Here is a 24,118-nt window from a genome sequence, read left to right as displayed (position 1 = left end):
AGACGGAGAACATGAAGTACATGCTGATCATGCGGGCGACCGACGAGGCCTACGCGGGCATGGCGGAGACGGACCACGCCCAGATGATCGAGACCGTGGGCCGGTTCAACCAGGAGCTGATCCGGGCCGGGGTGCTGCTCGCCGCTGAGGGCCTCGACGACCCGTCCGAGAGCGTGGTCGTCGACCACTCCTCCGAGCCGCCCGTGGTCACCGACGGCCCGTACGGCGAGACGAAGGAGCTGTTCGGCGGGTTCTACATCCTCAACGTGGCCTCGAAGGAGGAGGCCGTCGAGTGGGCCAAGCGGGCGCCGGCCGGTCCCGGCTTCAAGACCGAGATCCGCCGGGTCCCCACCATCGACGAGTTCCCGCAGGACAACGAGTGGATCAAGAAGGAGCGGGCCTGGCGCGAGGCCACGGGCCAGCTGTGACCGGCGACCCCACCGGCCGCGAGGCCGTCGCCGCCGTCTGGCGGATCGAGTCGGCGCGGATCGTCGGCGCGCTCGCGCGCTACACCGGCGACTTCGCGCTGGCCGAGGACCTCGCCCAGGAGGCGCTGGCCGAGGCGCTCGTGACCTGGCCGCGCGACGGCGTCCCCCGCAACCCGTCGGGGTGGCTGCTCACCGTCGGACGGCGGCGCGCGATCGACGCGTTCCGCCGCCGCTCCGCCCGCGACGAGCGGTACGCCGCCCTCGCCCACGAGCTGGGCGAGGGCGGGGCCGCCACGGGAAGACCGCCCGAGGAGGCCGGCGACGTGCTCTGGGACCCCGACCAGATCGACGACGACGTGCTCGCGCTCATGTTCGTCTCGTGCCACCCCGTCCTGTCGCGGGAGGCGCGGATCGCGCTGACGCTGCGGGTGGTCGGCGGCCTGACCAGCGACGAGATCGCACGGGCGTTCCTCGTCCCGACCGCGACCGTCCAGGCTCGGATCACCCGCGCGAAGAAGACCCTCGGCGCGGCCCGGGTGCCGTTCGAGGTGCCCACCGCGGAGGACCGGGCCAAGCGCCTGCCGTCCGTCCTCAACGTCGTGTACCTGATCTTCACCGAGGGCTCCACGGCCAGTTCCGGCGGCGAGCTGATCCGGTTCGACGTCGCGGGCGAGGCGCAGCGCCTGGCCCGCGTCCTGGCCCAGCTGATGCCGGACGAGCCGGAGGTCCACGGCCTGCTGGCCCTGCTGGAGCTGACCGCGGCGCGCTTCCCCGCCCGCACCGGCCCGGACGGCGAGCCGGTACTCCTGGAGGACCAGGACCGCACCCGCTGGGACCGCGCCGCGATCGGCCGGGGCCGGGCCGCCCTGGCCCACGCGCAGCAGGCCGGCCGAGGCCTCGGCTTCTACGGCCTCCAGGCGGCGATAGCCGAATGCCACGCCCTGGCCTCGTCTGTAGGCGAGACCGACTGGGACCGCATAGTCCTCCTCTACGAGGCCCTGGGCCGCCTGGCGCCGTCTCCGGTAGTCGACCTCAACAGAGCCGTGGCGGTCTCCATGGCCAGCGGCCCGGCCGCCGCCCTCGCGATCGTCGACGAGCTCACGGCCTCAGGCGCCCTGGCGAACTCCCACCTCCTCCCGAGCGTCCGAGGCGAACTGCTGATCCGCCTGGGCCGGCCGGAGGAAGCCCGCACCGAGCTGGAACGAGCCATGAAGCTGACGGCCAACGACCAAGAACGCACCCTCCTCCACCGCAAGCTCACCGCCCTCCTCTGACGGAGGCAGGGCGAGCCGAGAGCAGAGACCGGTCAGAAAAGGCCGGGCATGTAGGGGGCGCCGTTCTCGCGAAGTCCGCGGGCCACGGCCGCCGCCCTTGCCGCACCGCGCGGATGCCCGGCCTGGCCGGCCCTGCGGAAGTACTCCTCCGCCCCTGCCATGTCGTTCCTGTGCTCGCAACGGACGCCGAGGTTGAACAGGGAGTCCGGGTCACCTGCTGCCGCCCCCTTCTCCCACCACTCGTCGGCCTCCTCGCGCCGGCCCTGGGAGTAGAGGTGGTTGGCGAGGGCGCTGAGCGCACGGCCGTCGCCCTCTCCGGCGGCGCGCCGCAGCCATTCCTCGGACTCCTCCGCCCGGCCCATCTCACCGAGCGCCAGACCGAGGTTGGTGACCGAGTCGGTGTGCCCGGCCTCGGCCGCGATGCGGAACTGCTCGGCGGCCGCCTCCACGTCCCGGCGTCCGATGAGCAGCAGCCCGAGATTGTGCCGGGCGCCGAGCTCTCCCGCCTCGGCCGCTTCGCGGTACCACCTCTCGGCCTCCTCGACCCGGCCCTGGTCCGAGCAGAGGATGCCGAGGTTGAGCTGCGCGACCCGCTCGCCCGCTTCGGCCGCCGCGCGCCACCACCGCTCGGCCTCGGCCTCGTCCCGCCCCACGACCAGGACCCCGAGCTCGAGCATGGCGCCGACGTGCCCTGCCTCGGCGGCGGCCCTGAAATGCCGTACGGCTTCCCGCACCTGGCCCTGCTTCTGGAGCGACTTCGCCTCCTGGAAGTCGGCCTCTCCAGCACCCGTCTCCATGGCGTCCCCTTCCGTGATCACCGTGATCGGACTGGCCCGGAGCCAGAACGGTTCCAGCCTTGTGGCCGGTTGCACGGGCGGTGGCGGCAAGGGTCAGGACATGAGGGTGACGAGGGCGATCCGGGGAGGAGGCCAGGCGTCCGGTCCTCCGGTCAGAAGGTGGCGATCGGGTTGACCGGGCTGCCGGACGTGCCGGCGAAGCGGACCGGCGCGACCGCGAGGTGGAAGTCCCACTGGCCGAGCTCGGCGGCCGTCGCCGCGCACGCCTCAAGGTCGCAGTTGTCGAGCAGCCACAGACCCATCGCGACGAGGCTCACGGCGTGGACCGGCATCAACACGTCCTCGTACCCGGACGGCTGGACGTCCTGGGGAGTGTCGGCGCCGATCAGCGCGACGCCTCGCTCGTGCAGCCACGGCAGGCAGGACGCGTGCCAGCCGGCCTGCCGGATACCGCCGGCCTCGCCGGCCTCGTGCCGGACGCGGCCATAGCCGGTCCGCAGGAGTACCGCATCACCGGGCCGCACCCGCACACCCTGGCGACGCTCGGCCTCCTCGAGATCCTCGGGGAACACGCCCTGCCCCGGTTCCAGCCACGGCACGTCGCGGACCTTCGCGACGTCCAGCAGGACACCACGCGTGACGATCCCGTTCGCCGCCGCCGTGACGGCCGCCCACGCCGATCCCGTCTCGGCGTCGACCAGCGAGTGCGGCCGCCCGTTGTACATCTGGCCGTCCCAGAAGATGTGGCACGGCGAGTCGAGGTGGGTGAGGGTGTTGCCGTGGAACGTGAGGCCGAGCCGTTCGGACGAGAAGCCCCAGCGCCGGTCGTTGTGGAATGCGGCCGGCATGTTCTCGGCACCCGGCATGTCGGCGGCGCACGGGCACGTCGTCGTCGACCGCTCCATGTCCTTCGGTACGACGACCTCCCAGGCGCACGACACGCTCCTGCCGTGGCGCACGGCCCGCGCCGCCGCCAGCCGGACGTCGTCGGTGATGTGGTTCAGGGTGCCGAGCTCGTCGTCGTCGCCCCACCGTCCCCAGTTCGACAGCGTGTCGAAGTACCCGAGCACGTCGTCCTGCGTGGGCATCGGCCGCCCTGCCGTCATCGACTCCTCCGGTCACGTGGTCCGAGGCACCAAGGCCCGCTGAACGGCATGACACTAGATCAACGGCCCGACAGCCGGCCAGTCACGAGGTCGCGCGGACCGACCACGCGGTAAGGCGTGCCCGTGATATCGCCGCAGGTCAGGGCCTGAGGCCTCGCGGGGCCTGGTCGGTCCAGCGGGAGTCCAGGGCGGCGCGGTAGTCGAGCACGTCGCCGGCGGTGCGGCCGCCGTCCCGGGGACCGATCCGGCCGGGCTCCCGGCGAGTAGCCCGCGCAGGCCCCTAGACCGGCCCGGCGACGTGGGCGAGGGTGTTGCCGTGGAAGGCGGACACCGGCATGTTCTCGGCGCCCAGGCATAGGAGCAGCCGTGAGCATCTCCAAAGACGACTCGACGCCGACCGTACGCGGGCCCGAAGCCGTCGGAACCGGGACCGGTCGGGTGGGCGACTACATGGGCTACAAGGAGCGGTTGGCCGATGCGGTGTGCCGTCCTGAATTCCCCTCCAGCGCTGTCGTCATGGTCATTTCATTCGAGGACCCGCTCCAACTGGTGCGGTCCGTCGACGGCACGGCGGAAGGGGCCTACCCCTGCCTTGTTGCGGCGCTGCACGACAGCGTGCTCGTCACAGAGCACCGTGGTCTGCAGCACGGGATGGCGATTCGGGTCAGCCCACTGCGGGCCTACTCGCTGTTGGGGCAGCCCATGCACACGCTCAGCAACGAATTTGTGGACATGGGGGTTCTGCTCGGCGCGGCCTCGGCCCACCTCGCCGAGCGCCTGGCCGGCGCTTACTCCTGGACGCAGCGGTTCGACGTCCTGAACAACGCTCTGGCGGCCCTTCTGGCCGCCGGTCCGGTGCCTGATCGCGCCGTGCGGTGGGCGTGGCAACGGCTCAAGGCCAGTGCCGGCGCCGTGCCCATTGCCGGTCTGGCCGAGGAGGTCGGCTGGAGCCGCCGCAACCTGGAACGCAAGTTCCTCCAGCAGGTCGGATTGCCGCCCAAGACCGTTGCCCGGATCTTCCGGTTCGAGCGCGCCGTCGGCCTGCTGTCCGAAGCCGACCGCAGCCTTGCCGAAATCGCGGCCCGGGCGAGGTACAGCGACCAGTCGCACTTCAGCCGCGAGGTCTTCGCCTTCACCCAGCGCACCCCGACCGAGCTGGCCCGCCATATCCGTGCCGCCGCGCATCCGACCATGGCCGACTGCCCTTCTCCGCGCTTGTGATAGGTCGCATTCGTTCAAGACATCACCCGCCGCCACCCCTAGCGTCCGGACCATGGCCCCAGATACCGACGTCCCGGCGCACTACCGCAGTGGGACGCCCTTGATCGCCGTCCATGACGCTCCCGCCGCCCTGGACTTCTACCGGACCGCGTTCGACGCCCGACCCCTCGCCCGGCTGGAGGCCCCCGACGGCCGAATCATGCATGCGGCGATCCTCGTCTACGGCTCCCCGATCGTCGTGGCCGATGAAATGCCCGCTGTCGGACTCTTTTCACCCCGCCACTACGGCGGCTCCCCGTTCTCGATGATTCTGGCTTGCCAGGACGCCGACGCCGCCCACGCCAAGGCCGTCGCCGCCGGAGCACGACCACTCGCGCCGGTCCAGGACGATTTCAGCGGCGCCCGGCATGGGCTCCTCGAATGTCCCTTCGGCCACCGATGGTTGACGACCTCCCGCACCGAGGACCTTTCCTTCGATCAGATCAACGAACGCTTCCATGCCTGGCTTGCAGCCGGCCGGCCCGTCAGACTCGCCGACACGGACTGACCAGCAGGACGGGACGTCCACGACGAGGTCCGATCCCGCGCAGCCGGGGCGGTCTTGATCAGCAGTTGCGGGCCCGGGCGAGCAGATGTGCGCGCTCGGCCTCGTTCGAGGTGAGCTCGGCGGCACGCTCGAACTCGGCACGTGCCTCCATGGAGCGGCCGAGCCTGGCCAGCAGGTCGCCGCGCACGCTCGGCAGCAGGTGGTACTCGCGCAGCGCGGCGACGTCGAGCAGCCCGTCGGTCACGGCGAGCCCGGCGGCCGGCCCGTCGGCCATGGACACGGCGACCGCGCGGTTCAGTTCGACGATCGGCGAGCGGGTCAGCGCGACGAGGTCGCCGTACAGGGAGGCGATGCGCGCCCAGTCGGTGTCCTCGGCGCGCGCCGCTCTGGCGTGGCAGGCCGCGATCTTCGCCTGGATCGCGTAGGAGCCGGTGGCACCGATCTCTTCGGCCCGATCGAGCGCGGCGAGACCGTGCGTGATCAGCAACCGGTCCCAGCGGGCGCGGTCCTGCTTGTCGAGCGTGACGATCCCGCCGTCGGGCCCGGTGCGGGCGCGGAGGCGGGACGCCTGGATCTCCATCAACGCCACCAGGGCATGCGTCTCGGACTCGCCGGCGGCCAGGGCGGCGAGCATGCGGCCGAGGCGCATCGCCTCCTGGCACAGCTCGGCGCGTGCCCACCGCTCGCCGGCGGTGGCCGTGTAGCCCTCGTTGAAGACCAGGTAGACGGCTTCGAGCACGGAGCCCAGCCGGTCGGCGAGTTCCGCGCCGACCGGGACCTCGAAGGGCACCCCGGCCTCGGTGAGCGCCTTCTTCGCCCGGGTGATCCGCGCCGCCATCGTGGTCGTCCGCACCAGGAACGCGCGGGCGATCTCCTCGGTCGACAGCCCGGCGACCATCTTCAGCGTGAGGGCCACGCGGGCTTCGACCGACAGCACGGGGTGGCACGCGGTGAACATCAGCCGCAGCACGTCGTCCTCGACATGGGGGTCGAGCTCGATCTCGTCCATCGGAGTCTCGTGATCGTTGAGCTCGCGACCGAGCAGTTCGACCTTGCTCTGCAGCGTCGCGGCGCGCCGGACGGTGTCGACGCCGCGGCGGCGCGCCACGGCCATGAGCCAGGCGCCCGGGTTGTCCGGGACGCCTGACTCGGGCCACTGTTCGAGCGCGGCGACGAGCGCGTCCTGCGCGAGGTCTTCGGCCAGCCCGACATCGGAGACGGCGCGGGTCAGGCCGGCGATCAGCCTGGCGGACTCGATCCGCCAGACCGCGTCGATCGCCTGCTGGGTCGCCGAGGCCACTACTGGTCGGCGGCGGGCTCTGCGCGCAGTTGCCGCTCGGCCGCCGCGATCTCGTCCCCGAAGGACTCGGTGAAGTCGTCGGCGTCGAGGATCTTCCGCAGCTCGACCTCGCTGTCGCGCAGCGGAGAGCGCTTGACCCACTCCACGGCCTCCTCCATCGAGGCGACCTCCCAGATCGCGTAGCCGGCGACCAGTTCCTTCGTCTCGGTGAACGGGCCGTCGATCACCGTGGTGTCGCCGTCGGCGTCGAAGGCGATCCGCTTGCCCTTGCTGCTCGGCTGGAGCCCGTCGCCGGCCAGCACGATCCCCGCCTCGATGAGCTTCTCGTTGTACAGCTCCATCGCCGCGAACTCCTCGGCCGTGCCGAGCTCGCCGGCCTCGGACCGCTCCGTCGCCTTGCCCAGAACCATGACCTTCATCGCTGTGCTCCTTCGCGGTCGGCCGGGACCGGTCCCATCGACCGATGCAACCCTGGCTCACCTATGCGTCGAATGGGAAGGGGCGGATTCAACAGGACGCCCCACTTTTCCCGTCATTGTTCGTCGCGCATCCGCAGGATGTAGGTCGCGGTGAGGGCGACGACGTGGTCTTCGTCTTGTGACAGGTCCGCGAGGGCGCGTGAGGCCGTCGTTCCGGGGATGTCCGCGAGTGCTTGGGTCAGGCGTCGGCGTGCGGGCGGGTCCGTGGTGCTGTGGGCGAGATGGTCGATGAGGGCGGCGGCGATCCGGTCCGCCGGTGCGGGGCGGCTCGCCAGGGTGCCCAGCGCGTCGGCCGCGTCGACGTCGTTCGCCTCCGCCACGATCATGTCGATCAGTGTCGGGACGGCGTCGGCCACCCCGCGTGTTCCGAGCGCCAGGGCCGCATACCTGCGGACGACGATGTCAGGGCTCTTGAGTGCGTCCCGCAGCAGTGCGGTGGCCTCATCGCCGGGAATCTCGGCGATGGACTGGACGGCGCGCTTCCGCACCTCGGCCGCCGGGGAGCCCAGGCCGTCCGCCAGCGGCGCCAACGCGCTGCCGCCCGCCTGCGCCAGAGCCCAGCGAAGCGCCCCGGCGACGTTCGGGTCCGTCTCGCTCAGGGCCGCTTCGACCAGTGCTTCCACCGGGACCGGCACCTCCTCGACCGAGGAGAGGGCCGCGCGCTGCCGCTTCCCCGCGCTCTCCGACCTCAGTGCCTGGAGGAGCGCGACGGTCTGGAGGACGTCCTCCCAGCCGGCGGGCTCGGCGGCATCGATGCGGTGGAGGCGCGTGAGCAGCTCCGTCTCGCGTGCGATGCGCTCTCGCGTCCGGCTGATGAGGTCGTCGACGAGTTCGGAGGGCGTGAAGCCGGGGTCGTCGAGCGCGCGCCCGACCTCGCGCAGCGAAAGCCCCAAGGACCGCAGGCTCTCGATGTGGAAGATCCGCCGGATGTCCTCGCTGGAGTACTCCCGGTAGCCGGCGCCGGTACGGCCCGTCGGCCGCACCAGGCCGAGCGACTCGTAGTGCCTGAGCATGCGGGCGCTGACCCCGGACCGGCGGGCCACCTCACCGATCAACACTGCCTGTCATCCCTCCTGGCCGGTCGTGCCGAGGGCGACGACGCGCTTCGCCTCCTCGATCGCGAACTCGAATCCGGCGTCCGGGTCGCGCAGCAGCCGTTCCGTGGCGATCGCGTGGGTGCGCACGCGACGGTCCGGATCCGTCATCGCGGCCCGCAGCACCGGAGAGACCACCTCCCCGAGCGCGATCAGCGCCCGGCTGAGGCTCAACTGCGTCTCGCGTCCGCCGCGCCCGAGCTGGGTCGCCAGGACGGCGGCCAACTCGGGTTCTTCCCCTTCGGGCACGAGCACGACCGCCGTCCGCCAAGCGCTCCGCGCCACCTCGTCGTCGGCGTCGCGCAGAAGCCCGTGGGTGATCGCCGGCCACGCGCGCCGGTCCCCGATCTTGGACAGCGTGTGCAGCGCCTGGCTCCGAGCCTGCGCGCGCTCCGAGCGGAGCTCATCGATGAGCTTGGGAACGGTCGGCGACGCCGGGTGGCGGGTGAGTGCCCACGTGAGCATGTCGCGCACGAAGAACTCGGGCTCGACCGCGCACCGTTCGATGAGCTTGTCGATGAACGCCGCGTCAGGGGACGTCCCGACCGCCATCGCCGCCCGCAGCCGCACCGACGCATCGCTGTTCTCCAGCCCCCGGAAGGCTCGATCCGCATCCTGTCGCGGCATGGTCATCGGGCCACCTCCTCGGGTCCAGCCAAGCGCTTGCCACGGTGTCAAGGTCAAGAGGGGGTGGGGCGGGCCGACCTGCGGGTCTCCTTCGCGCGGGCCTCCTGTTTGAGGGTGGGGGCGGCGAGAAATAACTGCTTTGGGCTACTTCGGGGGGTTCTTGTGCGCACGGTGCTGAACATCCTCTGGCTGGTCCTGGCGGGCTTCTGGATGGCGATGGGCTACGTGCTCGCCGGGATCATCTGCTTCATCCTCATCATCACGATCCCGTTCGGCATCGCCGCGTTCCGCATCGCGGCCTACGTGCTCTGGCCGTTCGGCCGGACGACCGTGCCCAGGCGGGACGCGGGAGTGGGGTCGTTCGTGGGGAACGTCATCTGGGTCATATTCGCGGGCTGGTGGCTGGCCCTCGGGCATCTCGTCACCGGCTTCCTGCTCTGCCTCACGATCATCGGCATCCCGTTCGGCATCGCCAACTTCAAACTGATCCCGATCTCGCTCGCCCCGCTGGGCGTCGAGATCGTGCCATCGGACGAGATCCGACGCTACGAACGACAGCCCTTCTGAGGGCCCGCCGGGACGGCCCCGCCGGGCGCCGCGTTCCGGGAAGTCCGGGCGGGGTGATCCGTACGGCATGCTTGTCGGCGTGTCGGAGACCCTGTCCCACGTGCCGGACGAGCATGCCTGGACACGGGGTGTGCTCATGCGCGACGCGTACTACGGGGTCGTGCTGGCCGGAACGGTCGCCGCCGTGTGGGCCACGGGCGCCGGCGTCGGCCGCGTCGTGTCGATCCCCGCGCTGTGCGCGCTCGTCCCGTGGTACTTCCTGGTCGGGCGCGGGGCCCGCCGGGACAGCCCGGTGCCGGCCCGGACCGCCTGCTACCAGCTCGGGGTGCTGGCCCTGCTGGTGACCGCGCAACTGGCCACGCTGACCAGTTCGGTGGTGCTGTTCGCGCTGGTCCCGCAGTCGTTCATGCTGCTGCCGGCCGGCTGGGGCATGCTCGCGCTGGCGGCGTTCAACGCGGTGCCGATGGCCGAGGCGGTCAGCGCGCCGGACTCCGGCGGCGTCGTGACGGCCGGCGCGGTGGTGCTGGGCGTGGCGTTCGGGGCGACGTTCGGCCGGTGGATCCAGCAGATCATCCAGCAGAGCCGGGAGCGCGCCGACCTCATCGCGCGGCTCGCCGCCACCCGCGCGGAGCTGGCCGAGTCGGAGCGGCAGGCGGGGATGCTCGCCGAGCGGCAGCGGTTGGCCATGGAGATCCACGACACGCTGGCGCAGGGCTTCACCAGCATCCTGATGCTGCTGGACGCGGCCGAGTCGGCGCCGCCGGAGCAGGCCCGGGCGCACCGGGAGCGGGCGGCGCGCGCCGCCCGGGAGAACCTGGCGGAGGCGCGCGCACTGGTCTGCGCGGAGCCGCCGGCGGGGCTGGCCGGTTCGTCGCTGCCGGACGCGCTGCGCCGGCTGGTCGAGCGACTCGGCGAGGAGACGGGGGCGGCGGCCTCGTGGGAGCTGGTCGGCGAGCCGCGCGGGCTGCCCGCCGGCACGGAGGTGGTCCTGCTGCGGTGCGCCCAGGAGGCGCTGGCGAACGTGCGGCGGCATGCGGGCGCGACACGGGCGGCGCTGTGCCTGCGGTACCTGCCGGACGGGGTCCGGTTGGACGTCTCGGACGACGGCGCCGGCTTCGACCCGACCGCCCTGGCGGGCTTCGGCCTGGCCGGCATGCGCGAGCGGGTCGCGCAGGCCGGCGGCCGCCTGGCCATCAGCAGTACGCCGGGTTCCGGCACCGTGCTCACCGTGGAGGCGCCGGCATGATCCGGGTGCTGCTCGTGGACGACCATCCGGTGGTGCGGGAGGGCCTGCGCGGCATCCTCGGCTTGGAGGACGGCATCGAGGTGGTGGGCGAGGCCGGGTCGGCGGCGGACGCGGTCGTCGCGGCCCGGGCGTGCGAGCCGGACGTGGTGCTGATGGACCTGCGGATGCCGGACGGCGACGGGGTGCAGGCGACGCGGGACCTGCTGGCGCGGGACCCCGCCTGCCGGGTGGTGGTGCTCACCACGTACGAGAACGAAGCGGACATCCTGCGGGCGGTGGAGGCAGGCGCCACCGGGTACCTGCTGAAGGACGCCGGACAGGGGGAACTGGCCGAGGGGATCCGCGCGGCGGCGCGCGGGGAGACGGTGCTCGCCCCGGCGGTCGCGGCGCGGCTGGAGTCCCGGAAGCGTTCGCCGGGCGCGCTGACCCGGCGCGAGATCGAGGTGCTGCGGCTGGTCGGTGCGGGCCGGACGAACGCGGAGATCGGCCGGGAGCTGTTCATCGGCGAGGCGACGGTGAAGACGCACCTGCTGCGGGTGTTCGAGAAGCTGGGCGTCTCGGACCGCACGGCGGCGGTCACCGCGGCGATGCGGCGCGGCATCCTTCCCCTGCACTGACCGCGTTAGGCGGGGGCGGGCGCGTCGGCGGACTTCGGGGGGCTTCCCGGGGTCGGGCGGCGCGGTTACCCTCTTCTTGGCGTCCACGCCGGTCGTATGCGCCTTGCTCTGGGAGAGTCCCGTCCCCACGGGGCTTGTTCGGCTCCTGCACCGGCTCCTCTGTGTCCCGCTCAGCTGAGGAGTCGTCCCCGTGAAGCTCAAGCACCCGCACGTCAAGCACAGACGGTTCAAGCCGAGATGGTCCGCGGCCGGAGCCGCGCTGGCCTCGGCCGCCGCGGCGGCCGTCCTGTCGTTCGGCACGCTCGTCGCGGTTTCCGCGCCCTCGTCCGCCCAGCCCGCCGCCGCGACCGCCTGCACGTATCCGGCCTGGGCGGAGGGCACCTCCTACAAGGTCGGCGACAAGGTCGCCTACAGCGGACGCGGCTATGAGGCGCTCGTCGCCCACACCGCCTACCCGGGCGCAGGCTGGAACCCCGCGTCCACCCCGACGCTGTGGCGCGACATCGGCGCCTGCGACGCGTCGCAGCCTCCGACAACCCCGCCCACCACGCCTCCGACAACCCCGCCGACCACGGATCCGCCGACCACCACCCCGCCGCCGGGCGGGGACGAGACCTGCGCGGTGAAGTCGAAGCCCGCCGGCAAGATCCTCCAGGGCTACTGGGAGAACTGGGACGGCGCGTCCAACGGCGTCCACCCGCCGTTCGGCTGGACGCCGATCGACGACCCGCTGATCAGGCAGCACGGCTACAACGTCATCAACGCGGCGTTCCCCGTCATCCGCTCGGACGGCACCGTCCTGTGGGAGGACGGCATGGACTCCACGGTCAAGGTCGCGACCCCCGCCCAGATGTGCGCGGCGAAGGCGGCCGGCGCCACCATCCTGATGTCGATCGGCGGGGCCGCCGCGGGCATCGACCTCAGCTCCAGCAGCGTCGCCGACCGGTTCGTCCAGACGATCGTGCCGATCCTGAAGAAGTACAACTTCGACGGCATCGACATCGACATCGAGACGGGCCTGTCGGGCAGCGGGAACATCACCCAGCCGTCGCCGTCGCAGGCGAACCTGATCCGCATCATCGACGGCGTCCTCGGCCAGATGCCGTCGAACTTCGGGCTCACGATGGCCCCGGAGACCGCGTACGTGACCGGCGGCAGCGTCACCTACGGCTCCATCTGGGGCGCCTACCTGCCGATCGTCAAGAAGTACGCGGACAACGGCCGGCTGTGGTGGCTGAACATGCAGTACTACAACGGCAGCATGTACGGCTGCTCGGGCGACTCCTACTCCGCCGGGACGGTCGAGGGCTTCGTCAAGCAGACCGAGTGCCTGAACAACGGCCTGACCGTCCAGGGCACCACCATCAAGGTCCCGTACGACAAGCAGGCCCCGGGCCTTCCCGCACAGCCCGGTGCGGGCGGCGGTTACATGTCGCCGAGCCTGGTCGGCCAGGCGTGGAACCACTTCAACGGCCAGTTGAAGGGCCTGATGACCTGGTCCCTCAACTGGGACGGGTCGAAGGGCTGGACGTTCGGCGACAACGTCCGCGGCCTCCAGGGCCGCTGACGCCCTGACTCAGGGGCCCGGTGGGACCTCCGCCGGGCCCCTCCTCATGTCCGTCCGGTCAGGAGCTCCAGGCGGTGCCGGTCAGGCGCTCGTAGACCTCCGCGTAGCGGGCGCGCGTGGCCTCCACGACCTCGTCGGGGATGGCGGGCCCGGGCGGGGTGCGGTCCCAGTCGAGCGTGCTGCTCCAGTCGCGCACGAACTGCTTGTCGAGGGAGTGCTGCGGGCGGCCGGGCACCCACTGGTCGGCGGGCCAGAAGCGGGACGAGTCGGGCGTGAGCACCTCGTCGCCGAGGACGAGGGTGCCGTCGGCGGCCCGGCCGAACTCCAGCTTGGTGTCGGCGATGATGATGCCCCGCTCGGCGGCGAGGGCGGCGCCGCGCCGGTAGATCTCCAGGGTGGTGTCCCTGAGCCGCGCGGCGGTGTCGTCGCCGATCTCGCGGACCACGTCGTCGTAGGTGATGAACTCGTCGTGGCCCTCGGTGGCCTTGGTGGTCGGGGTGAAGATCGGCTCGGGCAGCCGGGACGCCTCCACCAGGCCCTCCGGCAGCGGGACGCCCGAGACCGTCCCCGACTTCTGGTACTCCTTGAGACCGAGGCCGGCGAGGTGCCCGCGCGCGATCCACTCGACGGGGAGCATCGAGAGGCGGCGGCAGCGGATGGCCCGCCCGGCCCACTCCTCCGGCACGTCGGTGGCCGACACGACGTGGTTCGGGATGATGTCGGCGAGCCGCTCGAACCACCACAGCGACAGCTGCGTGAGGATCTTCCCCTTGTCGGGGATCGGCGTCGGCAGGACGACGTCGTAGACGCTCACCCGGTCGGACGCGACGAGGATCAGCTCGTCGCCGTCCGCGTAGACGTCCCTGACCTTGCCGGAGTGGACCAGCTCCATGACGCTCCTCACCTCACCGTCCTGCCGGTAGGAGTCTTCCACAGCGCCGCCCCGCGACCTGCGGCGGCTCCGCCCGCCCCCAGGCCCGGCGGCCCTCGAACGTCACTCCTCGATGAAGACCCGCACGCTGTCGAGGGTGCTGTCCGCGGCGTCCGGGACGACCATCCCGGCGGCGACGCCGGAGCGCAGGTACTCCATGACCGGTGCGGTGATCCGCTCGCCCGGCAGGACGGCCGGGATGCCGGGCGGGTACGGGGTCAGCATCTCCGCGCAGACGCGGCCGACGGCGTCGGACGCGGAGACCTGCTCGGCCGGGCCGAAGAACGCGTCCCGGGGCAGCACGACGAGTTCGAGCCGCAGCTCCTCGGGCGGCGGCACCTGGACGGTCGGCGACCCGCGCAGGTCGTCGATGTGGGCGCGGAGGCCGCGCAGGGCGGCGAGCAGCGTGCCGGTCGTCTCCTTGTCGTCGGCGAAGGTGATCTGCGCGCTGATCCGCCGGTGGTCGGCCAGGTGCATGTTGACGCGGTGGTGCTCGCGCAGCCGGTCGGCGGCCCGGTAGCCGGTGACGCCGAGGCCGGCGATGTCGACGACGAGGGGCAGCGGGTCGAGGTCGTGGGAGCGGCCGGGGCCGGTGAACTCGTCGCGGCCCTGGACGTCGAAGCCGTCGATGGCCGCGATCTGCGCGCGGACGTCGGAGGCGAGGTCCAGCGCGTCCTGCAGCACGGCGTGCCCGTGCTCCACCATCTGCCGCCGCCACGCGTCCAGGCCCGCGTAGATCAGCACGGACGGGCTGGTCGTGCCGAGCAGGTCCTCCCGCGCCTTGAGGACGGCGGGGTCGACCAGGTCGCCCTGCTGGTGGAAGACCGATCCCTGCTCCAGCCCGGCGCCCATCTTGTGGACGCTCGTCACGCACACGTCGGCGCCGGCGTCCATGGCCCAGGTGGGCAGGTCCTCGTGGAACGGCAGGTGCGCGCCCCACGCCTCGTCCACGATGAGGGGCTTGCCGTGCTCGTGGCAGACGGCGGCGATCGCGGCGAGGTCGGCGCACGTCCCGTAGGGCGTCGGGCTGGTGACGAGGGCGCCGCGCGCGTCGGGGTGCTCCCGGAACCGCGCGGCGAACGCGGCGGGCGAGGGCGGATGGGCGAGATGCCGGTCCGGGTCCCACTGCGGCTCGACCCAGATGGGGCGGACGCCGGAGAGGATCAGCCCGGAGACGACCGACTTGTGGGCGTCCCGTCCGACGAGGAGCTTCTCGCCCGGGCCCGCGACCGACAGCATCGCGCTCTTGACCGACAGGGAGCTGCCGCACGTCGAGAAGAACGCCTGCTCGGCGTGGACGGCGTCCGCCATCAGCTCCTGGGCGCGTTCGAGCACCTCGTTGCTCGAGGTCCGGTCGTCCAGGCCGGAGATGGCGAGCACGTCGGAGCGGTAGACCGCGTCGCCCAGCACCTCGCGGGCGCGCGGGTCCGCGCCGCGGCCCTGCTTGTGGCCGGGCGGGGTGAAGGGAAGCTGCTCCTCGCGGTGGTAGGCGGCAAGGGCGTCCAGAACGGGGGCTTCCGAATGGTCCATGGCCGACGTGTTCCCGTGCGGGTCGGGCCGTAACACGGGCGGTTCAACGCCAAGTAACCACAAGCTGGGGCGAATGGGGCAGCAGTTGTCGGGTACGGCGGGCATGAACGCGTACAGGGAGTTTTGCCGATGAACAACCGCGTATCGCCCGAGGTGGAGCTGGCCTGGGAGGACTTCCACCGGGTCGTGAACATGACCTCCGACGAGCTGCGCACCTGGCTGCTCACGGACGCGTCCGGCGAGGAGGCGTTCCCGGCGGACGGCCGGGGCCCCGGGGTGTCGGAACTGGGCGCCCGGGTCGTGGACGTGCTGCGCAAGCGGAAGGTCGACCTGACCGAAAGCGACGGGGAGGTGATGCAGGAGGTCGTCGACTTCGTGGAGGACCGGCTGGAGAACCGACCGCCGAACGCGGAACGGGACGAGGAGTGGCGGCACGCGCTGATGAGCGTGGGCCACGACCCCCTGCGTCCCGAACCGTCCAGCGCATAGGAGGCGAGAGCATGCCGAACCCGCAGCAGCCCGAGATCCGGCGGTCCGGGAAGACCGCGGTGACGGACGAGCCGGCGCCCGAGGCCACCGACCCCAGGTCGACGAGGTCCAAGGGCCACGCGCACGGCACCGACAAGGGGAACAGGGGAGGCGGCAAGGGCGGCGGCACCCCGCCGGACCAGCAGCCCCCGCACCCCGCCTAGCAGCAGGCCGGAGGCCGCCCCGGAGAGAGTCCGGGGCGGCCTCCCGTCTGCTGCTCGCGGCCTGGTCCGCACGCGGCCGGGCGGGGCGTCCTGCGGCAGGTCCTGATGGAGGCCACCCAGCGCAACTTCGTGATCCTGGAGGTCGACGTCGACCGCGACTACCTGCCGGACGACTCCGACCGCGGCCGCGACGAGCGCCGGGACCGACGCGAACCGGACCGGCGCCGCCCCGGCAACGCCGTGGTGACGCTCACGCTGGAGGGCACGGGCTCGGTCCCGGAGTTCGCCGCGGTCCTGAGCGAAGTGGAGGACGTCGTCGGCGTCACGCTCGGCGCCGATCAGGACGACGACAGCGAATGACCGGCGTCCCGCGGTGTCCGGCCGGGCGAACGGGGACCTAGGGGATCTCGGTCTGCGGGCTGTAGCCCTCGTCCTCGCCGCCGGGGGTGTCGGCCTCGGCGTTCGGCGGGTCGGTGGGGCCGGGCGTGTGCTCGGCCCCCACGTCGGCGTCGTCCTCCTGAGGCGCCCCGGCCTCGGCGCGCCGGTCGGCGAGCGGCTTGTCCTGGTCGTTCCTGCGGTCGGTCATCGCATCCTCCTCGGGAGAGGGGCGGCCCGCCGGGCCGCCCCTTGACGTTCAGCCGCGCGCCTTGCCGATGGCGTCGCGGACGCGGTCGGCGACGGCCGCCATGGGGCCGACCGCGAGGTTCTTGGTGGGCGACTCCGTCCCCTGGTGGGGGTGGGTCGGGGCGACGGCCTCGGCGGCCTTCACGGCCTTGGCCATGCCGCGCATCTGCTCGGGCGTGGCCTCGCGGGCGATGCGCGGAAACTCTTCCTTCTCCTCGTGCGAGGCGTGCGCCTCGATGTCCTTGTGGAACTTGGCGAACGTCTCCTCGAAGTCGGCGGACTCGGGGTCCATCTTCTCCAGGTCGGACAGGACGCCCTTGGCCTTGTTCTCCTCCTCCAGCCGCGCGTCCACCACCTGGGAGCCGTCGGCGGCGGCGCGCCGGGCGAACGGGTGGACGACCTCCTCCTCGGCGGTCTCGTGCACGGCGAGGAGCCTGCGCAGCCGGTCGAAGGCGTCCTTGCGCACCTTGCCGTGGTTCTTCTCCACGGTCGAGGCGAGGTGGCGGATCTCCTGGTGCTGCGCGAGCAGCAGGTCGACGACGTTCTCCTTGGTGGCCTGGTCGGCCATGACACAACCTCCTGTGAGTGCTCGACTCCCGTGGTGGTCCGACTCGTGGCGATACCCGAGGTGAGGGCTTCAACCATCAGGGCGCCGCGACGGGCGGGCGGGGGTGCGCGGCCGTTTCCCCGCCCGGCGGGCTGAGTAGGGTGAGCGCATGCTGTACGGGCGGGACGGGGAACTGGCCGCGATCGACGAGCTCCTCGGCCGGGCCCGCGCCGGGCGCAGCGGGGTCCTCGTGCTGCGCGGCGAGGCCGGGATCGGCAAGTCGGCCCTGCTCGACCACGCCGCCGGCGCCGCGGACGGCATGCGCGTCCTGCGCGGGACGGGCTTCGAGAGCGAGAGCGGCATGCCCTACGCGGGCCTGCACCTGCTGCTCGGCCGCCATCTCGACAGGATCGCGGGCCTCCCGGAGGGGCAGGCCGAGGCCCTGCGAGCGGCCCTCAACATAGGCGGTCCGGAGGCCGAGAGCGACCGGTTCCTCGTGGGGCTCGCGGTGCTGACCCTGCTGTCCGACCTGGCGGAGGAGCGGCCGCTGCTCTGCCTGGTCGACGACGCGCACTGGATCGACGGCTCGTCCGCCGAGGCGCTGCTGTTCGCCGCCCGCCGCCTCGACGCCGAGCCCATCGCGATCGTCTTCGCGGCCCGCGACGCGGACGCGCCCGAACCCGCCTCCCCGGAGTCCGCCCCGCCGGAGTTCGTCGCGGAGGGGCTGCCGGAGCTGCGCCTGCACGGCCTCGACGGGGACGCGGCCGCCGCCCTGCTGGCCGAGCGCGCCCCCCACCTGCCCGGCCATGTCCGGCGGGAGATCCTCGCCGGGGCGATGGGCAACCCGCTGGCGCTGCTCGAACTCCCGGGGAGCGGCGGGCACGGGTCGGCCTACGAGCGGATCCTGCGGTCGTTCGCCGAGCGGATCGCCGCGCTGCCGGAGCCGGCGCGGCGGCTCGTGCTGCTGGTGGCGGTGGACGACCTCGGCGACGCGGGCGTGGTGGTGAAGGCGGCGGAGCGGTCCGGCGCGTCCGTCGGCGACCTGGAGCCCGCCGAGCGCGCGGGCCTGCTGCGCAGCACCCGCGATGGGCGGCTGGAGGTGCGGCATCCGCTGATCCGCACCGCCGCCGCACGCGACGCGACGCTCGGCCGGCGGCTGGCCGCCCACCAGGCGCTGGCACAGGCGTACCTCGACCGCGGCGACGTCTGCCACCACGCTTGGCACCTGGCCCGCTCGGTGACGGAACCGGACGAGCGCGTCGCGGCCGTCCTGGAGAAGACCGCCGAGACCGAGCGGAACGCGGGCGGCAACGCGGCCGTCGCCGCCATGTACGAGGCCGCCGCCGAGCTCACGCCGGACCGGGCCGAGCGCGGCCGGCGGCTGGCGGCGGCGGCGCGGGCGTCGGCCGACGCGGGGCTGCCCGAGCGCGCGGTCGAGCTGGCGGTCCGGGCGGAGGCCGACCTGCCGGACCCGCTGTCCCGGGCGGAGCTGACGCTGATCAGGGCGTCCCTCGCCGACGAGCAGGACCGGGCGCACGACGCGCACCGACTGTTCGCCGAGACGGCGGCGTCGGTCGCCGATCTCGAGCCCCGCACGTCCGGCTACCTGTTCTTCCAGGCCGCGGCCGCCGCCGCCAACGCCGGGGACTTCGCCGCGATGGACCGCATCGCCGCCGAGGGCGTGCGCCGCGGCGTTCCGAACGCGCCGCACCTGCGGGCGCTGAGCCGGGTGTTCGCCGGGCACAACCCGCTCGCGGACGCGGATCCGGCGGACGGCGTGGCGGCGCTGCGCGAGCTGATGGACGAGATGAGCGTCTGCTACGCCCCGCGCGACCGGATCCGCGCGGGCATGTGGCACCTGCTGGTCGGGGACGTGCGCGGCGCGGCCGAGGTCGCGGCGGAGCTGGAGCGGCGCGTCCGCGACCGGGGTGCCGTCGGGCTGCTCGCGCCCGTCCTGATGCTCCGGACCCGGACGGACCTGATCCTCGGCAGGTACCGCGACGCGCTGACCGGCGCGACGGAGGGCGCGCGGATCGCCGCCGACACCGGCCAGCACCGCATCCGCGTCTACCTCGACACCAGCCTGGGGCTGCTCGCCGCGATCGAGGGCGACGAGGAGCGCTGCATGGAGCTGACGGAGGAGGCGCTGTCACGCGGCCTCCCGCCGAGCAGCGTGCATGCCGCCGCCGCGCGCAGCCTCCTCGACCTCGGGCTGGGCCGGTACGAGGCAGCCTTGGAACGCCTCGCGGACACCGTCGCCGGGCCCAACCGCCAGGGAGCCATCGCCTCCCTGCCCGACCTGGTCGAGGCGGCCGTCAGAGCCGGTGTCCCGGAGCGCGCGCGGGACGCCGCCGACTGGTACGCCGAGTGGGCGGCGCAGACGCAGCAGCCGTGGGTGCAGGCCATAGCGGCGCGCTGCGCGGCCCTCCTCGACACGGATGACCCAGGCCCGGCGTACTCGCGGGCCCTCGATCTGCACCGCGAGGGTGGGACGCCGTTCGAGCAGGCGCGCACCGAACTGCTGTACGGGGAATGGCTCCGCAGGTCGCGGCGCAGGAACGACGCGCGGGCGCGGCTGCACTCGGCGCTGGAGGCGTTCGAGCGGCTCGGCGCCGCGCCGTGGGCGGAGCGGACCCGCACCGAGCTGCGCGCCGCCGGGGAGAGCCTCGCCGACGGGCGGGGCGGCGGGGACGACCTCGCCGCCCGCCTCACCCCGCAGGAACTCCAGGTCGCCCGGCTGGCGGCGACGGGCCTCAGCAACCGGGAGATCGGCGCGCAGCTGTTCCTCAGCCCCCGGACCGTCGGCTACCACCTCTACAACGCCTATCCCAAGCTCGGCATCACCGCGCGGACGGAACTCGCCCGCCTCGACCTGGGCTAGTTCTTCGTGCGGATGAACTCGACGAGGCGGTCAGGGTCCTCGCCTTCCAGGACGATCCCGAAATCCCGGGCCAGGACGTCGGGCACGTCCTCGGGGGCGAGCGTGCGGGCCTCGGCGCTCCCGTCCGGGCGGGTGACGGTCACCGTCGTCCCGTCCAGGACGCGGAGGTCGCCGGCGGAGAACTTCTGCACGTACGGACGGGTCGTGAAGGGCGAACGCGGGCTGGTCGAGACGAAGTGGCTGCCCACCTCGAAGTCGATGCGGAACGCCTCGCTCAGCACGAACGTGTGCCGCTGGACCCACCCGTCCGGGCCGCGCTGGTGCATCTCCCAGCCCGCCGTGTTCGGCGTCCAGGCGGTGACGGTGCGGCCTCGCCGGAGGCGGAAGCCCCAGCCGTCCTGGTCGGCCTCCTCGCCGTCCACGAGCCGCAGCGGTTCCAGCGGGCCGGCGCCGAACCCCACGTCGCACAGCCAGGCCGGCTCGTCCCGCGGCGCGTCCGGCGGATGGACGTGCAGGAGCGCGTGCGTGGCCGGAAGGATCTTCTGCGCCCCCAGCGTCACCCGCCCCGCCAGCGCCGTGACCTCGTACCCGAGCTTCTCCAGCAACGCCGCGAACAGCCGGTTGTGCTCGTAGCAGTAGCCGCCGCGCTGCCGCTGGACCAGCTTCGCCTGGACGGCCTCCAGCGACAGGTCGATCGGCCGCCCGAGCATGATCTCCAGGTTCTCGAACGGGATGGACGTGACGTGCGCGCGGTGCAGGGCCCGCAGCGTCGCGCCGGTCGGGGCCAGGTCGCCGTCGTGGCCGATCCGCTTCAGGTAGGCGGGCAGGTCGAGCAGCTCGCCCTCCCACCCGTATCCGAGGTCCTCGCTCATGTCTCCCTCTCCCCGCCGGTGCCGATCATCCCGGTGGCGCCGGACCACCGTCCTTGGCGACAACACCGGAGGCTCCCCGGATCCTCCCGGCGATCCGCTCGACGTCGCGGCGTTCGGCGGGCGGCAGGGCCGCCCCGGCCGCCGCGCGGAGCGAGCCCGCCTCGGCGAGCAGCCCGGCCGCCGCCTCGTGCTCGCCCGCCAGGGACCGCGCCCCGGCCAGCCCTTCCAGCGCGAGGGCGATCCCGCGCGGGTCGCCGACGGCCCGCGCGGCGGCGAGCCCCTCGGTGTGCAGGGCCAGCGCGGCCGCGGCGTCGCCGCGCTCCTCGGCGATGAAGCCGAGCTGGGCCTGCACGAACGCGATGCCGGCGGTCCCGCCGATGCCGCGCAGCCAGCCGAGCCGGGCGCGCAGGTGGGCCTCGGCGGCGGCGAGGTCGCCGCGGGCGCGGGCCACGAGCCCCAGCCCGACCTCGGCGAACTCCTCGGCCGACCGCGCCATGTGCCGGCGCGCCAGGTCGAGGGCCCGCTCGTGCAGGTCGCGGGCCTCGCCGAGGGCGCCGGTGAGGAGCGCGACGCGGCCGAGGCCGGCCAGCCGGAACGAGGCCTCCGGCCACATCCCCATCTCCTCGGCCAGCCGGAGACCGTCGCGCAGGAGCCGCGCGGCCTCGGTGTACGCGCCGGTGATCTCGGCGTGCCGGACGAGGGCGTCGGACGCCTCCAGCCGCCCCCACGGGTCGCCGAGCTCGGCGAACAGCGCGGCGCTGCGCACCGCGTCCCTCTCCATGGAGGCCAGGTCGCCGTGCCCGACCGCGAGCTTGGCCCGCGTCGCGAGCGCGGCGGCCGTGAACCAGCGGTCGCCCCGTTCCTGGAACACCGCAAGGGCGCGGTCGACGCGCCGCTCGTTCATGGCCAGATCGCCGTACGCCCAGTGCACGTGGCTCAGGAGCCACTCGGCCTTGGCCCTGGCCAGCGGATCGTCGTGCTCGGCCAAGGCGGCTTGCCGGAGCTCCTCCGAATCGACGCCTTCGCCGACCAGCATGGTGAAGGCGGTCAGCCACGTCGCGGCCTCGGTTCTGGCCGGTGACGCCTGCGGATGTGCGGACAGGGCCGCGGTGAACGCGCGGCGGGCCTCCTCGAAGCGTCCCCGCAGGTACCAGTACCAGGCGAGCGCGTTCACCAGCCGGAACCCCGTGCCGCCGCCCGGCGCCGCGCCGAGGTTCGCCGCCTCCTCGTCGAGCACCGCTAGCCAGTGGCCCTGCTCGGGCCCGCGCAGCCCCTGCGCCGCCCGCTCGGCCAGGCCGGTGTAGTGGACGGCGTGGCGGCGGCGGAACTCGTCCTCCTCGCCCGCCTCGCGCAGGCGTTCCAGGGCGTAGGCGGCGACCGACTCCAGCAGCCGGTACCGGCCCTGCTCCGTCCGGACGACGAGGGAGCGGTCGACCAGCCGGGCGAGCACCTCGACGCCGGTCCCGCAGACCGCCTCCGCCGCGGCCGGAGTGCAGCCCCCCGCGTGGACGGCGAGGCGCCGCAGCGCGACCCGCTCGGGCGCGGTGAGCAGGTCCCAGCTCCAGTCGATCACCGCGCGGAGCGTCCGCTGCCGGGCCGGGCCGCCGCGCCGCCCGTCGGCCAGCACGCGGAAGCGGTCGTCCAGCCGCGCCGCCAGCTCCCGCACTCCGAGCGCGCGGACGCGGGTCGCGGCCAGCTCCAGCGCGAGCGGCAGCCCGTCCAGGCGGCGGCAGATCGCCGCGACCCACGGTGCGGTGCCGCCGTCCAGCGCGAAGCCGGGGGAGGCCGCGGCGGCCCGCGCGACGAACAGCCGGACCGCGCCCGCCTCCCGCAGCGCGTCCGGAGAGGCGTCGCGGCCGGGGAGGTCGAGCGGCGGGACGACCTGGAGCCGCTCCCCGGCGATCCCGAGCGGTTCGCGCGAGGTCGCGAGGACGCGGAGGCCGGGCGCGTCGGCGAGGAGGCGCCCGGCGAGCTCGGCGACGGGTTCGAGCACGCGCTCGCAGTCGTCCAGGACGAGCAGTGCCCGCCGGCCCCGCAGCGCGTCGGCGATCGGCCGCCCGGCGGACTCCTCGCGCAGGCCCAGCGCGCGGGCGACCTGCCCGGCCACGCCGCCGGCGGTGTCGTCGTCGGCGCTGTCGTCGACGGCGGCCAGATCGACCATCCACACCCCGTCGGGATGCTCGGCGATCGACCGGGCGGCGATCTCCACGGCGAGCCGGGTCTTGCCGACGCCTCCGGGCCCGGTCAAGGTCACCAGCCGGTGCTCGGCCAGCAGGGCCCGGCCCCGCTCGACCGCGTCCGCGCGGCCGATCAGCTCGTCGAGCGCCGCGGGCAGCCGGGGCGCCGGCCGCGGCGGCGGGACGGAGTCGCCCGCGAGCATCGACAGGTGGAGCGCCGCCAGCTCGGAGCTCGGGTCGGCGCCGAGCTCCTCGGCGAGCCGCTCGCGCAGCGCGTGGTAGCCCGCGAGGGCCTCGCCCTGCCGGCCGGCCAGGTGGAGGGCGCGCAGGTGGAGGGCGTGGAGCCGCTCGCGCAGCGGATGGTCGGCCGCGGGCGCGGCCAGCTCGGCCGCCACCGCCGCGTGCTCGCCGAGGTCGAGCCGGGCCTGCGCGTGCCGCTCCAGCGCCGCGAGCCGCGCCTCCTCCAGCTCGATGATCGCGGTGCGGGCGAACCCGGCGTCGGCGAAGTCGGCGAAGGCCGGGCCGCGCCACAGCGCGAGCGCGTCGCCGAGGAGCCGCTTGCGGGCGAGGGGGTCGGCGGCCTCGCGGCCGAGCGCCGCCATGAACCGCCCGGCGTCGACCGCCTCCGGAGCGGTGTCGAGCGCGTAGCCGGGCGGGCGGGCGGCGACGAGGCCGCGGCCGCCCGGCTCGCCCTCCTCCAGCGCCTTGCGGAGCTGCGAGACCCGGGCCTGGAGCGTGCCGAGCGGGTTGCGGGGCGGCCGGTCGCCCCACAGCGCGTCGATCAGCCGGTCGACGGGGACGGGACGTCCGGGCTCGGTGAGCAGGACGGCGAGCAGCGTGCGGACCTTCGCCTCCGGTACGCGGACGGGCGCCCCGGCGTCCGTCCACACCGCGAGCGGCCCCAGCACCCCGAAACGCACGGCGCCAGCGTAGCCACCGCTACGGACGGACCCGAGGAAGGTCCGTAGCGGCCGAGGCGAGTGTGGAGGAAACA

General features: G+C 73.6%; 24 protein-coding genes. 12 read left to right on the top strand and 12 right to left on the bottom strand.

Annotated elements, in window-relative coordinates:
- Positions 1-11 precede the first annotated feature (11 nt).
- A complete protein-coding gene (locus tag K4S16_RS17600) occupies positions 12-428 on the top strand; it encodes a YciI family protein (protein ID WP_149260010.1) in 417 nt (138 codons plus the stop codon).
- Positions 425-1,702, top strand: a complete 1,278-nt coding sequence (locus K4S16_RS17595; protein ID WP_149260009.1) for an RNA polymerase sigma factor — start codon at positions 425-427, stop codon at positions 1,700-1,702. Before K4S16_RS17600 ends, K4S16_RS17595 begins: the two co-directional genes overlap by 4 nt.
- A gap of 32 nt (positions 1,703-1,734) precedes the next feature.
- On the opposite strand, the gene K4S16_RS17590 is transcribed toward K4S16_RS17595, so the two are convergent.
- Positions 1,735-2,499, bottom strand: coding sequence for a tetratricopeptide repeat protein (locus K4S16_RS17590; RefSeq protein ID WP_149260008.1), 765 nt, complete (start codon positions 2,497-2,499; stop codon positions 1,735-1,737).
- A 152-nt stretch (positions 2,500-2,651) separates the two neighbouring features.
- Entirely contained in the window at positions 2,652-3,605 is a 954-nt protein-coding gene (locus tag K4S16_RS17585; protein ID WP_235036869.1) for a cyclase family protein, read from the bottom strand.
- 366 nt (positions 3,606-3,971) lie between these two features.
- On the opposite strand from K4S16_RS17585, the gene K4S16_RS17580 reads away from it, so the two are divergent.
- Positions 3,972-4,826: an AraC family transcriptional regulator gene (locus K4S16_RS17580; protein WP_149260007.1), complete on the top strand. Its 855-nt coding sequence runs from the start codon at positions 3,972-3,974 to the stop codon at positions 4,824-4,826.
- A 52-nt stretch (positions 4,827-4,878) separates the two neighbouring features.
- Positions 4,879-5,373, top strand: a complete 495-nt coding sequence (locus K4S16_RS17575) for a VOC family protein (RefSeq protein ID WP_149260006.1) — start codon at positions 4,879-4,881, stop codon at positions 5,371-5,373.
- Between the two features lie 58 nt (positions 5,374-5,431).
- Here K4S16_RS17575 and K4S16_RS17570 read toward each other — a convergent pair whose 3' ends face one another.
- The 4 genes from K4S16_RS17570 to K4S16_RS17555 all read right to left on the bottom strand — a co-directional run bounded on the left by K4S16_RS17570 (position 5,432) and on the right by K4S16_RS17555 (position 8,879).
- A complete protein-coding gene (locus K4S16_RS17570; RefSeq protein WP_149260005.1) occupies positions 5,432-6,673 on the bottom strand; it encodes an RNA polymerase sigma factor in 1,242 nt (413 codons plus the stop codon).
- A complete protein-coding gene (locus K4S16_RS17565) occupies positions 6,673-7,092 on the bottom strand; it encodes a YciI family protein (protein ID WP_149260004.1) in 420 nt (139 codons plus the stop codon). Before K4S16_RS17565 ends, K4S16_RS17570 begins: the two co-directional genes overlap by 1 nt.
- 113 nt (positions 7,093-7,205) lie before the next feature.
- Positions 7,206-8,210, bottom strand: a complete 1,005-nt coding sequence (locus K4S16_RS17560; protein WP_149260003.1) for a HEAT repeat domain-containing protein — start codon at positions 8,208-8,210, stop codon at positions 7,206-7,208.
- A gap of 6 nt (positions 8,211-8,216) precedes the next feature.
- The gene (locus tag K4S16_RS17555; protein ID WP_149260002.1) at positions 8,217-8,879 is read right to left on the bottom strand and encodes a HEAT repeat domain-containing protein; all 663 of its coding nucleotides are present in this window, start codon (positions 8,877-8,879) and stop codon (positions 8,217-8,219) included.
- 156 nt (positions 8,880-9,035) lie between these two features.
- Between K4S16_RS17555 and K4S16_RS17550 the strand changes: the two genes are divergently transcribed.
- From K4S16_RS17550 to K4S16_RS17535, 4 genes are all read left to right on the top strand, one after another.
- Positions 9,036-9,440, top strand: a complete 405-nt coding sequence (locus K4S16_RS17550) for a YccF domain-containing protein (protein WP_149260001.1) — start codon at positions 9,036-9,038, stop codon at positions 9,438-9,440.
- Between the two features lie 79 nt (positions 9,441-9,519).
- Entirely contained in the window at positions 9,520-10,686 is a 1,167-nt protein-coding gene (locus K4S16_RS17545; protein WP_160160940.1) for a sensor histidine kinase, read from the top strand.
- Positions 10,683-11,303 carry a response regulator transcription factor gene (locus K4S16_RS17540; RefSeq protein ID WP_149259999.1) on the top strand — a complete coding sequence of 207 codons (621 nt, stop codon included), beginning with the start codon at positions 10,683-10,685 and terminating at the stop codon, positions 11,301-11,303. Before K4S16_RS17545 ends, K4S16_RS17540 begins: the two co-directional genes overlap by 4 nt.
- Positions 11,304-11,493: 190 nt before the next feature.
- Positions 11,494-12,870, top strand: coding sequence for a carbohydrate-binding protein (locus K4S16_RS17535; protein WP_235036868.1), 1,377 nt, complete (start codon positions 11,494-11,496; stop codon positions 12,868-12,870).
- A 58-nt stretch (positions 12,871-12,928) separates the two neighbouring features.
- Here K4S16_RS17535 and K4S16_RS17530 read toward each other — a convergent pair whose 3' ends face one another.
- Positions 12,929-13,762, bottom strand: a complete 834-nt coding sequence (locus tag K4S16_RS17530) for a phosphoribosylaminoimidazolesuccinocarboxamide synthase (protein ID WP_149259998.1) — start codon at positions 13,760-13,762, stop codon at positions 12,929-12,931.
- Between the two features lie 102 nt (positions 13,763-13,864).
- The gene (locus K4S16_RS17525; protein ID WP_149259997.1) at positions 13,865-15,331 is read right to left on the bottom strand and encodes an aminotransferase class I/II-fold pyridoxal phosphate-dependent enzyme; all 1,467 of its coding nucleotides are present in this window, start codon (positions 15,329-15,331) and stop codon (positions 13,865-13,867) included.
- Positions 15,332-15,460: 129 nt separating this feature from the next.
- Here K4S16_RS17525 and K4S16_RS17520 point away from each other — a divergent pair, with 129 nt between their 5' ends.
- From K4S16_RS17520 to K4S16_RS17510, 3 genes are all read left to right on the top strand, one after another.
- Complete coding sequence (locus K4S16_RS17520; protein WP_149259996.1) at positions 15,461-15,820, top strand: DUF3140 domain-containing protein; 360 nt, start codon at positions 15,461-15,463, stop codon at positions 15,818-15,820.
- An 11-nt stretch (positions 15,821-15,831) separates the two neighbouring features.
- On the top strand, positions 15,832-16,023 hold the full coding sequence (locus K4S16_RS17515; protein WP_149259995.1) for a hypothetical protein: 192 nt from the start codon (positions 15,832-15,834) through the stop codon (positions 16,021-16,023).
- Between the two features lie 105 nt (positions 16,024-16,128).
- Positions 16,129-16,383: a hypothetical protein gene (locus tag K4S16_RS17510; RefSeq protein ID WP_149259994.1), complete on the top strand. Its 255-nt coding sequence runs from the start codon at positions 16,129-16,131 to the stop codon at positions 16,381-16,383.
- Between the two features lie 37 nt (positions 16,384-16,420).
- On the opposite strand, the gene K4S16_RS17505 is transcribed toward K4S16_RS17510, so the two are convergent.
- Together K4S16_RS17505 and K4S16_RS17500 are read right to left on the bottom strand one after the other, a co-directional pair.
- Positions 16,421-16,609 carry a hypothetical protein gene (locus K4S16_RS17505; protein ID WP_149259993.1) on the bottom strand — a complete coding sequence of 63 codons (189 nt, stop codon included), beginning with the start codon at positions 16,607-16,609 and terminating at the stop codon, positions 16,421-16,423.
- Between the two features lie 48 nt (positions 16,610-16,657).
- Positions 16,658-17,215 carry a hemerythrin domain-containing protein gene (locus tag K4S16_RS17500; RefSeq protein WP_149259992.1) on the bottom strand — a complete coding sequence of 186 codons (558 nt, stop codon included), beginning with the start codon at positions 17,213-17,215 and terminating at the stop codon, positions 16,658-16,660.
- A gap of 148 nt (positions 17,216-17,363) precedes the next feature.
- On the opposite strand from K4S16_RS17500, the gene K4S16_RS17495 reads away from it, so the two are divergent.
- Positions 17,364-20,075: a LuxR family transcriptional regulator gene (locus K4S16_RS17495; protein WP_149259991.1), complete on the top strand. Its 2,712-nt coding sequence runs from the start codon at positions 17,364-17,366 to the stop codon at positions 20,073-20,075.
- On the opposite strand, the gene K4S16_RS17490 is transcribed toward K4S16_RS17495, so the two are convergent.
- Positions 20,072-20,947 (bottom strand): arylamine N-acetyltransferase, encoded by an 876-nt coding sequence (locus K4S16_RS17490; RefSeq protein ID WP_149259990.1) that lies wholly within the window; start codon positions 20,945-20,947, stop codon positions 20,072-20,074. The genes K4S16_RS17495 and K4S16_RS17490 overlap by 4 nt on opposite strands.
- Before the next feature lie 25 nt (positions 20,948-20,972).
- On the bottom strand, positions 20,973-24,044 hold the full coding sequence (locus K4S16_RS17485; protein ID WP_149259989.1) for a BTAD domain-containing putative transcriptional regulator: 3,072 nt from the start codon (positions 24,042-24,044) through the stop codon (positions 20,973-20,975).
- Positions 24,045-24,118: the final 74 nt, after the last annotated feature.

The sequence above is a fragment of the Actinomadura sp. K4S16 genome (assembly GCF_008327685.1).
Taxonomy (GTDB): domain Bacteria; phylum Actinomycetota; class Actinomycetes; order Streptosporangiales; family Streptosporangiaceae; genus Spirillospora.
This window is presented reverse-complemented; position numbering and strand designations above follow the sequence as displayed.